This window comes from Micromonospora sp. NPDC005291 (genome assembly GCF_040607415.1).
In the GTDB taxonomy this organism is placed as follows: domain Bacteria; phylum Actinomycetota; class Actinomycetes; order Mycobacteriales; family Micromonosporaceae; genus Micromonospora.
Genome location: NZ_JBEXGR010000030.1, coordinates 1 through 10314, shown reverse-complemented (window position 1 = coordinate 10314; position 10314 = coordinate 1). Strand labels below are relative to the sequence as shown.

The window sequence follows — 10314 nt, the reverse complement described above, 5'->3', positions numbered from 1 at the left end:
GAGGGATGTGGAAGTCCGGCACGTTTCGAGAACGTCCCGATAATAACGCCCGGCCCTTCACCGGCGACGATGCCAGTCGATGCCCATTGGCGTGCAGGTGGCCGCCGAATCCGTTGCAGCGAAAGGTTTCCGGAAGTCTTGACAATCGAGTTCGCTCGATTGAAGCTGGCATGGTCACGCGAGCCGCGGTCAGGGTCGGGCGAAGGGCAGTCCTCGACTTAAGTCCCCTTCCACGCGCCTTTTTCCCGAGGGATCGCGACAATGAGACTGAAGGCAAGAATGCTTGGCGCCGTCATGGCGGCCGTGACGTTGGCCGCCGCCGCGTTGACGTTCGCCACGCCCGCGTCGGCGGCAACGCTCACGCAGGTGACCAACTTCGGCACCAACCCCACCAATCTGCAGATGCACCTGTACGTTCCGGACCGGGTGGCGTCCCGACCGGCGGTCCTGCTCGCCCTGCACTACTGCACCGGAACGGGTCCGGCGTTCCACTCCGGCACCCAGTACGCGTCCCTCGCGGACCGGTACGGGTTCATCGTGATCTACCCGTCGGCAACCCGCAGCAGCAAGTGCTGGGACGTGGCCTCGCCGCAGGCGCTGCGCCGCGGCGGGGGCAGCGACCCGGTCGGGCTCATGGCGATGGTCGACTACGTGCGGCAGCGGTACGCCACCGACCCCGACCGGGTTTTCGTCACCGGCACCTCGTCCGGGGCGATGATGACCAACGTCATGCTGGGCGACTACCCGGACGTGTTCGCGGCGGGGGCGTCCTTCGCCGGGGTGCCCTTCAGTTGCTTCGCCACCGGCGGCAGCTCGGAGTGGAACAGCGAGTGCGCGAACGGCCAGCTCATCAAGACCGCTCAGCAGTGGGGGGACCTGGTCCGCGCGGCGTACCCCGGCTACACCGGCCGACGACCCCGGATGCAGATCTGGCACGGCACCAACGATGAGACGCTGCGCTACCCGAACTTCGGTGAGCAGGTCAAGCAGTGGACCAACGTGCACGGGCTGAGCCAGACCCCGACGTACACCGACTCCCCACAGTCCGGTTACACCCGTACCCGGTACGGCAGCAACGGCCCGATGGCGCCGGTCGAGGCGATCAGCATGCAGGGTGTCTCGCACAACCTGCCGGTCGACGCCGCACAGGTGATCCGCTTCTTCGGCCTGGACGGCACCACGCCGCCTCCGACGACTCCGCCGCCGACAACCCCACCGCCCACGACTCCGCCCCCGACAACGCCGCCTCCGACGACTCCGCCGCCGACCACGCCGCCCCCGACGACTCCGCCGCCCAGCGCGGGCGCCTGTCGGATCGGGTACACGGTCAACGCCTGGAACACCGGCCTCACCGCGAGCGTGACCATCACCAACACCGGCACCGCCGCCGTGAACGGGTGGGCGCTGACCTTCACGCTGCCCAGCGGCCAGAGCATCACCAACGGCTGGAACGCCCAGTACGCCCCGACGAGCGGTGCGGTCACCGCCCGCAATGTCTCCTACAACGCCACCATCGCCCCGAACACGTCGGTCGACATCGGATTCCAGGCCACCCATGGCGGCGGCACCGGGAAACCCTTGTCGTTCGCACTGAACGGTGCGGCCTGCTCGATTTCCTGATCTCCCTTCCCACCCCACCACCACAGAAGGAGTCGCACGATGAGAAACGCGAGATGGAAGGCGGCATCGAGAGCCGCTGTCGCGCTGGCCGGCGCGGGTGCCCTCGCCGCCGGCATGGCGCTGTTCTCGATGGGACCCGCCTCCGCCGGCACCACGCTCGGCGCGTCCGCTGCCGAGAAGGGTCGGTATTTCGGTACGGCGGTCGCGGCGGGCAGGTTGTCGGACAGCGCGTACACCACGATCCTGAACCGTGAGTTCAACATGGTGACGCCTGAGAACGAGATGAAGATTGACGCCACCGAGCCGCAGCAGGGCCAGTTCAGCTACGGCGCGGCGGAGCAGATCGTGAACCACGCGCGCAGTCGGGGGATGAACGTGCGCGGTCACACCCTGGCCTGGCACTCCCAGCAGCCGGGGTGGATGCAGAACATGAGTGGTAGTGCGTTGCGGCAGGCGATGCTCAATCACGTGACGCAGGTGGCGACCCATTTCCGGGGTCAGGTCGTGGCGTGGGATGTGGTGAACGAGGCGTTCGCCGATGGCAGCTCCGGTGCCCGTCGTGACTCGAACCTACAGCGGACGGGTAACGATTGGATCGAGGCGGCGTTCCGGGCCGCGCGTGCCGCGGATCCGGGCGCGAAGCTCTGTTACAACGACTACAACACGGACAACTGGACGCATGCGAAGACGCAGGGTGTCTACAACATGGTGCGGGACTTCAAGTCTCGTGGTGTGCCGATTGACTGTGTGGGTTTTCAGTCGCACTTCAACAACGACTCGCCGTATGTGAGTAACTACCGGACCACGTTGTCGAGTTTCGCCGCACTCGGTGTGGATGTGCAGGTCACCGAGTTGGACATTCAGGGTGCGTCGGCGGCCACGTACCGCAGTGTGGTGGAGGACTGTTTGGCGGTTGCCCGGTGCAACGGGATCACGGTGTGGGGTATCCGGGACAGTGACTCGTGGCGGGCCTCGCAGACCCCGTTGCTGTTCACCAGCGGCGGCGCGAAGAAGCCGGCGTACGACGCCGTCCTCGCCGCACTCAACAGCGGCACCCCGGTTCCGACGACCCCTCCGCCCACGACCCCGCCGCCCACGACCCCTCCGCCGACGACCCCGCCGCCCACGACTCCTCCGCCCACGACCCCGCCGCCCAGCGGCGGCTGCACCGCGACGGTGACGGTGAACCAGTGGACCGGCGGCTTCGTGGCGAACGTACGGGTGACGGCCGGCTCGTCGGCTCTCAACGGCTGGACGGTGACGATCGCGTTGCCGTCGGGCGCGACGGTCACCAACGCCTGGAGCGCCAACCGCAGCGGTAACACCGGCACGACGAACTGGACGAACGTGGCCTACAACGGCCAGGTCGGCGCCGGACAGTCCACCGAGTACGGCTTCCAGGCCAACGGCACCGCCGGCAGCCTGAGCCCCACCTGCTCGGCAGGCTGACCCAAAGGCCGGTGCGGAGGCGCAACCCACCCCCGCACCGGCCCACCCCACCCACCCCACCCCTGCTGCGTCGATCATGGAGTTGTGGTGCCCCGCAATAGCCGTGAAAGCGGTCATGCTGCCCACCACGAGTCCATGATCGACGCGGGCGTGTGACTCCGGACGGCGGCTCGGTCGGGTGTGATGTCCTGGCTGACTCGGGTGCGCTGCTCGGCTACGAGGAGGTGCTGACCACGACCCCGGGCAGGTTGAACGTGACGGTTCCCGCAGTGATCACCTACCGCTCGTACCTGGTTGCCGAGTTTGCCGCGACGCCCCGGTGAACGGCTCAGCCGTCGATGCGGGTGATGTTGCGAATCTTGTTGGAGGCGTCCAGGGCGGCCACCTTGTACGCCTCGGCCAGCGTCGGGTAGTTGAACACCGCGTCGACCAGGTAATCGATCGTGCCGCCGCAGCCGATCACCGCCTGCCCGATATGGACGATCTCGGTGGCGGCGGTGCCGAACACGTGCACCCCGAGCAGCCGACCGTCGTCGGGGGAGACGAGCAGTTTCAGCATGCCGTACGAGTCGCCAACGATCTGGCCGCGGGCCAGCTCCCGGTAGCGGGCGATGCCCACCTCGAACGGGGTGGAGGTGTCGGTGAGCTGCGCCTCGGTCTGCCCGACGAAGCTGATCTCCGGGATCGTGTAGATGCCGATCGGTTGCAGGCCGTGCATCTCCCGGATCGGCTCGCCGCAGGCGTGCTGCGCGGCCAGCCGGCCCTGCTCCATCGAGGTGGACGCGAGCGCGGGAAAGCCGATCACGTCGCCGACCGCGTAGATGTTGTCCACCGTGGTCCGGTAGTTGGCGTCGACCTTGATCCGGCCCCGTCGGTCCGCCTCCAGCCCCGCCGCGTCGAGGGCCAGGTCATCGGTCTGGCCCTGCCGGCCGGCCGAGTACATGACGGTGTCCGCGACGATCTTCTTGCCGCTCTTCAGGATGCACAGTGCCGCCGTCTGGTGCTTCTCCACCGCGGCGACCTCCTCGCCGAAGCGGAACGCCACGGACAGGTCGCGCAGGTGGTACTTGAGCGACTCGACGACCTCCTCGTCGCAGAAGTCGAGCATCCGGTCGCGGCGTTCCACCACGGTCACCTTGGTGCCGAGTGCCGCGAACATGGACGCGTACTCCATGCCGATCACGCCGGCGCCGACCACCACCATGCTGCGGGGTACGGCCTGGAGGTTGATGACGCCGTCGGAGTCCACGATCGTCCGGTCGTCGAAGTCGACGCTGTCCGGACGGGCCGGGCGGGTGCCCGCGGCGATGATGATTTTGTCGAAGGTCACCCTGGACTCGCGACCGGAGCCGCCGTCGACCCAGATCGAGTGCGCGTCCGCGAAGCGCCCGGTCCCGGTAATCATCGCGACCCGGTTGCGGGCGAGCTGGTTGCGGATGACGTCGGTCTGCCGGGCGATCACGTGCTGGGTGCGGGCGGCCAGGTCGCTGACCGTGATCTCGTCCTTGACCCGGTAGCTGCTGCCGTAGAGGTCCCGCTGGCTCAGCCCGGTCAGATAGAGAACGGCCTCGCGCAGCGTCTTGGAGGGGACGGTGCCGGTGTTGATGCACACCCCACCGATCATGTCGCGGCGGTCCACGATGCCGACCCGCCTGCCGAGCTTGGCGGCGGCGATCGCGGCCTTCTGACCACTGGGTCCGGAGCCCAGCACCAACAGGTCGTAGTCATACACAACCGCTAGCGTCGCAAGATGTCGCCACGGGCGCCAGACCCCGGCAGTGAGCGTTACTCGTCCGCCACCAGGCAGGTGCCGCTGCGCACCGCAGGTAGCGGTACTGCCGTCGACCACCTCCGGCCGGTCAGTGGGGAAGGCCGACCAGAGTGTCCAATGAGGCCGCATCGGGCGTGTGCCGGATGGTCCTAACCGACGAGGCGGCGTTTCCAGGCCCACGCGGCGATCTCGACCCGGTTTCGGGCCCTGAGCTTCATCTGCACGCTGGCCAGGTGGGTCTTGACCGTGCCGACGGCGATGAAGAGCTGGGCGGCGATCTCGGCGTTGGTCAGACCCCGGGCGACGAGCTTCACGACGTCGAGTTCCCGCGGTGACAGCCCGGCGTCGTCCCGGGCCGGAGCGAGCGGGCTGAGGTGCTCCAACAGCCGTACCGTGATGGACGGGCTGATCAACGCGTCGCCGGACACGGCCGCGCGGACCGCCTCCACGAGCAGCGCGGGGCCGGAGTCCTTGAGCAGGAAGCCGCAGGCGCCGTTGGACAGCGCGGTGTGCACGTACTCGTCGAGGTCGAAGGTCGTCACCACGACGACCCGGATCGGGTCGGCGACGCCCGGCCCGGCGAGCAGCCGCAGCGCTTCGAGGCCGTCGAGGCGGGGCATCCGGATGTCCAGCAGCACCACGTCCGGGCGTAGTCGCCGGGCCAGCTCGACCGCGACGACTCCGTCGGCGGCCTCGCCGACCACCTCCATGTCGGGTTGCGCCCCGATGATCATGCCGAAGCCGGTTCGGACCATCGCCTGGTCGTCGGCGATCAGTACCCGGATCATCGGACCACAGCCGGGTGCAGCGGCAGCGCCGCGTCGAGCACCCAGCCGCCGGCGACGCCGGGCCCGGCGGTGATCGTGCCGCCGAGCGCGCGTACCCGCTCGGTGAGGCCGATCAGGCCGAAGCCGTGCCCCCGGGCCGGCGCGGTGCGCGGCGTCGCGCCGTCGTCGGCCACCCGTACCAGCAGCCAGTCCGGGGTACGGCGCACGGACACGTTCACGGACCGGGCGTCCGGTGCGTGCTGGCGGGTGTTGGTCAGCCCCTCCATCACCACCCGGTACGCCGAGGTCGAGACCTCCACCGGCAGCCCGCCCAGGTCGCCGTCGACGTGCAGCCGGGCCGGCGCGTGCGTCGCGCCGTTGTGGCCTTCCAGCAACGGCGCCAGATCGGCCACGCCGGCCAGCGGGGCCAGCGGTGCGTCCGGCGGTGCGTCCGGATTGCGCAGGACACCGACCATCCGCCGCATCGACGCCATCGTCTCGGCGCCCGCGCGCTCGATCTGCTCCAGAGCGACGATCACCCGCTGCGGGTCCTGCTCGGCGACGAACCGGGCACCCTGCGCCTGCACCACGATGCCGGTCACGTGGTGGGCGATGAAATCGTGCAGATCCCGGGCGAACTCGGCGCGTTGCTCGGCCCGGACCAGCGCGATCGTCCGGTCCCGCCCGGAGGCGACCACACGCAGGTAGATCCCGACCCCGGCGGCGCCGACCGCGGCGAGTGCCTGGAGCAACCCGAAGATCACGTAGACGTTCTCGGTGCCGGCACGCAGCGGCAGCGCGGCGGCGGCGAGCGCGGCGACCACCGCCGCCCACGGCGCGAGCCGGGGCGAGCCCCGTCGGGCCACCACGAACACCACCGCCAGCAGCCCGGCGGACTCGGCGAGCCCCCAGCTGCCGCCGATCGGACCGGTGCCACCCACGGTCTGCAGGACAACACCGACGGTCACGGTAAGTGAGGCCGTGCCGACCAGGAGTGCCGCCAACGGCAATCGCCGGGAACCCTGCCGGTGCACCGGCAGCCAGACCAGCGCGGTCGCCAGGGCCAGCCCTACCCGAATCAGGGCGAGCAGGGCCCAGGCCTGGCCGACCCCCCCGACCAGGCCGAAGGACAGGTCGAAGAGACCGAGCAGGGCCATGGCCGCCAGGCCGGCGAGCTGGCCCAGGCGTACCCACCATCTCGAGAATCGCGGCGTGTTCATCGTGACCCAGCGTAGCCAGCCGGGTGGAGATGACAGATCAGCCGAAAGACAGACCCCGCGCCGGCGATACCTGGCCCCGGGCCGATGCGCCCACCGGCCGGCGGCAGCGACGCTTCCCCAGTCACAACGCAGCCCCTGGAGGAACGATGACAACCCACGCCCCGCCGGAGACCAGCCACGCCGCGGTCGCCGCGGTCGACCTGGTGAAGGTGTACGGCAGCGGCGACACCGCGGTCCGTGCCCTGGACGGGGTCTCGGTCGGCTTCGGCCGGGCCGAGTTCACCGCGATCATGGGATCCTCCGGATCAGGCAAGTCGACCCTGATGCACTGCCTCGCCGGCCTCGACACGGCCACCTCCGGCCGCGTCCTGCTCGGCGGGACGGAGCTGACGGGCCAGTCGGACCGGACGCTGACCCGGGTACGCCGGGAGCGGATCGGGTTCGTCTTCCAGTCCTTCAACCTGCTGCCGCAGCTCACCGCCGCGCAGAACATCACCCTGCCGCTGGATCTCGCCGGCCGGCAGCCCGACGCTGACCTCCTCGCGCACCTGGTCGACGTGTTGGGGCTCGGCCAGCGCCTGGGCCACCGGCCCAGCGAGCTCTCCGGCGGCCAGCAGCAGCGGGTGGCGCTGGCCCGGGCTCTGGTGGCGCGGCCCGAGGTGGTCTTCGCCGACGAGCCGACCGGCAACCTCGACTCGCGCTCCGGCGCGGAGGTGCTCACCATCCTGCGTGACTCGGTACGCGACCTCGGCCAGACCGTCGTCATGGTCACCCACGACCCGATCGCCGCCGCGTACGCCGACCGGGTGGTGTTGCTCGCCGACGGCCGGGTCGCCGGCGAGATCGACAAGCCAGACCAGGTGTCGGTCACCGACGCGCTGCGTGATCTGGCGGCCCGCGCATGAGGGCGACAGTGCTGCGTACCCAGACGAGCGCGGCGGCCCGGCGGCCCGGCCGGCTGATCCTGACGGGCCTGGCGATCCTGGTCGCGTCCTTCGTCGTCTTCGGCACCGTGCTGGTGCAGCGGGTCACCGAACGGACCGTTCGGGACAACCTCAGCAGCACCCCGGCCGCCACCGACCTGGTGATCGGCACGCAGGACCAGCCCCCACCCACCGTGACGGAGTTGGCGCACGTCCGCGCCGTGCCCGGTGTGGCCGAGGCGGTGGGCCGGATGGCGATCGGGGTGTCCCTCGGCGAGGGGTACCTCAACCTGCAGGCCGATCCCGGTAGCGGTCCGCTGGCCACGGTCCGGGTGATCGAGGGCAGCTACCCGGACCAGCCCGGCGAAATCGCGATCACCCCGCGTACCGCCGAGCGGCTCGGGCTCTCGGTCGGCACCACGACCAACGGCACGGGTGGTGAACTCACCACGCCCGCCCGGCTCACCGTGACGGGCGTGGTCGAGCCCGGCGCCGACGCCGGCTACGACGCGTACGCCCCGGACGGGGTCGTGACCTCCTGGGCGCACCTGAGCGCCGTGGAGCGCGTCGACGTGCGGGTGGCCCCCGGCGAGTCGACCGAGGCCATCCGCCAGCGGGTGACCGCAGCGGTCTCGGCCGGCCAGCCGATCCGCTCCGGCGCCGAGGTGCGCCAGGCGGAGGCCAACGCGGTGGCCGAGGAGGTCGGGCAACTCTTCATCCTGGTCGGCATGTTCGTCTCGATCGCGGTCGCCGCGGCGGCGCTGGTGGTCACCTCGACCTTCCGCATCGTCTTCGCCCAGCGGATGCGACAGCTCGCACTGCTGCGCGCGGTCGGCGCGAGTCGGGGCACCCTGGTCGGGGCGTTGACCGCCGAGGGAGCCCTGACCGGGCTGGTCGCCGGCGTCGTCGGGGTCGCCAGTGCCCTCGCCCTCGGATACGCGCTGCCGGCGATCCTGCGCTCCACCGGCCACGCGGTCTCGTCGCCGGGCCTGCCACTGGCGGCGGCGGTCGCGGTGGTGATCGGCGCCGTCGTGATCACCGTGCTGGCCGTCCTGGCGCCGGCACTCTCGGCCGCCCGGGTCTCCCCGCTGGAGGCACTGCGCACGGCGAGCACCACCGCCGGCCGGCGCGGCATCGGGATCCTGCGCCTGGTGTTCGGGCTGCTCCTGGTCGCCGGCGCAGTCCTGACCGCCGTCGCGACGGTCAGCCAACTGCCGGAGCCGGAACAGCTGATGTACGACCCGACCGGGCCACTGCTCCTGCTGGTCGGGTCCGGCGCACTGGCGTTCTTCGCGCTGGTGGCCCTCGGGCCGCTGCTGGTGCGTCCGGTGCTGGCCGTGGTGGGTTGGCCGCTGCGCCAGCTCGGGCCGCTCGGGCGGATGTCGGTCGGCGTGATCGGCGGGGCACCGCGCCGGGCGGCGGCGGTCTCCGTCGTGGTCGCGCTCGGCGTGACCCTGATCTCCGGGGTGGTCGTCGGCGGCGCGTCGATTCAGGTCCTCGTCGACCGCGAGATGGCGCTCTCGGCACCGACCGACTTCGAGGTCACCAGCAACGGTGGAACGCTGCCGACGGCTGTCGTGACCCGGGCCGAGGCTGCGCGCGGCGCGCTGGCCCGCGTGGTGCCGTACCGGCGGATCGACGACGTCACGCTGATGCGCGGTGTCGACAGGCTCGGCGACGTCGAGTCCGGTTACGCAACCAATGACCTGGACCTGAAGACCTTGCCGACCACCGGTGACCTGGACGTTGCGCAGGGCACCTTGGCTGATCGTGGCCCCGGCCGGATCGTGCTCAACAGCTGGGTTGCCCGGGACACCGGTCTGCGGGCCGGCGACACCGTCACGCTCGCCCGCGCCGCGCGCCGGGTCGACGTGCGGGTGGCCGCGGTCCTGCCCGGCGACGGACCGCTGCACGCGGGCATCCTCACCGACCCCGCCGACCTGGACCGGCTCGGTGTGCCGGCGGCGTACACCGGTCTGCTGGCCGACGCGGCCGGCTCCGGCGAGGACGGTCGCACCGCCGGCGTGCAGGCACTGCGGCAGGCGATCGGGGGCAGCGACGGGGTGGGCCTCGCCGTGCTCGCCGACGAACGGGACCGCAACGACGAGGTGGTACGCACCCTGGTCTGGATCGCGGCCGGTCTGGTCAGCCTGACTGTGCTGATCGCGGTCGTCGGCGTGGGGTCCACGACCGCGCTCTCGGTGGTGGAGCGGGTACGCGAATCCGGGCTGCTCCGTGCGATCGGCCTGTCCCGGACCGGCCTGCGCACCATGCTGACCGCCGAGTCCGGCCTCTACGGGGTGATCGGTGCGACCCTCGGCCTGCTGCTCGGCGTCCCGTACGCCTGGTTGGCGGTCCAGACGCTGGGGATCAACGCACCGCTGACCGTGCCGGTGCTGCCACTCGTCGGGCTCTTCGTGACGCTGGTCGTGCTGACCGCGTTGGCCGGGGTCCTGCCGGCCCGGCGGGCGTCACGGGTCAGCCCGGTGGTGGCCCGGGTCGACGAGTTGGCGCAGGCGTTCCGGGGCGCTGAGTCGCGCGTGCTGGCCGCACTCCGGGCAGAC

The 10314-nt window shown here is 70.9% G+C and carries 8 protein-coding genes; 5 read left to right on the top strand and 3 right to left on the bottom strand.

Features of this window, described 5'->3' with window-relative positions; translation table 11 throughout:
* The first annotated feature begins 261 nt into the window (after positions 1-261).
* The 3 genes from ABZT18_RS28785 (at position 262) to ABZT18_RS28775 (ending at position 3392) form a co-directional block, all read left to right on the top strand.
* A complete protein-coding gene (locus tag ABZT18_RS28785; RefSeq protein ID WP_354991921.1) occupies positions 262-1620 on the top strand; it encodes a PHB depolymerase family esterase in 1359 nt (452 codons plus the stop codon).
* 39 nt (positions 1621-1659) lie between these two features.
* Positions 1660-3069 (top strand): endo-1,4-beta-xylanase, encoded by a 1410-nt coding sequence (locus ABZT18_RS28780; protein WP_354991920.1) that lies wholly within the window; start codon positions 1660-1662, stop codon positions 3067-3069.
* 152 nt (positions 3070-3221) lie between these two features.
* Positions 3222-3392, top strand: a complete 171-nt coding sequence (locus tag ABZT18_RS28775; RefSeq protein ID WP_354991919.1) for a hypothetical protein — start codon at positions 3222-3224, stop codon at positions 3390-3392.
* Between the two features lie 5 nt (positions 3393-3397).
* Here the strand turns inward: ABZT18_RS28775 and sthA are convergent, their stop codons facing one another.
* From sthA to ABZT18_RS28760, 3 genes are all read right to left on the bottom strand, one after another.
* Complete coding sequence (gene sthA / locus ABZT18_RS28770; protein ID WP_354991918.1) at positions 3398-4801, bottom strand: Si-specific NAD(P)(+) transhydrogenase; 1404 nt, start codon at positions 4799-4801, stop codon at positions 3398-3400.
* A 188-nt stretch (positions 4802-4989) separates the two neighbouring features.
* Complete coding sequence (locus ABZT18_RS28765) at positions 4990-5628, bottom strand: response regulator transcription factor (protein ID WP_354991917.1); 639 nt, start codon at positions 5626-5628, stop codon at positions 4990-4992.
* A complete protein-coding gene (locus ABZT18_RS28760) occupies positions 5625-6827 on the bottom strand; it encodes a histidine kinase (RefSeq protein ID WP_354991916.1) in 1203 nt (400 codons plus the stop codon). Before ABZT18_RS28760 ends, ABZT18_RS28765 begins: the two co-directional genes overlap by 4 nt.
* Before the next feature lie 146 nt (positions 6828-6973).
* Between ABZT18_RS28760 and ABZT18_RS28755 the strand changes: the two genes are divergently transcribed.
* Complete coding sequence (locus ABZT18_RS28755; protein ID WP_354991915.1) at positions 6974-7732, top strand: ABC transporter ATP-binding protein; 759 nt, start codon at positions 6974-6976, stop codon at positions 7730-7732.
* On the top strand, positions 7729-10314 hold a 2586-nt coding region (locus tag ABZT18_RS28750), incomplete at its 3' end, for an ABC transporter permease (RefSeq protein WP_355252917.1). The genes ABZT18_RS28755 and ABZT18_RS28750, both read left to right, overlap by 4 nt.

Coding starts and splice junctions, on each gene's coding strand:
- ABZT18_RS28785 (WP_354991921.1), top strand. CDS start 262: ATGAGACTGAAGGCAAGAATGCTTGGCGCCGTCATGGCGGCCGTGACG.
- ABZT18_RS28780 (WP_354991920.1), top strand. CDS start 1,660: ATGAGAAACGCGAGATGGAAGGCGGCATCGAGAGCCGCTGTCGCGCTG.
- ABZT18_RS28765 (WP_354991917.1), bottom strand. CDS start 5,628: ATGATCCGGGTACTGATCGCCGACGACCAGGCGATGGTCCGAACCGGC.
- ABZT18_RS28760 (WP_354991916.1), bottom strand. CDS start 6,827: ATGAACACGCCGCGATTCTCGAGATGGTGGGTACGCCTGGGCCAGCTC.
- ABZT18_RS28755 (WP_354991915.1), top strand. CDS start 6,974: ATGACAACCCACGCCCCGCCGGAGACCAGCCACGCCGCGGTCGCCGCG.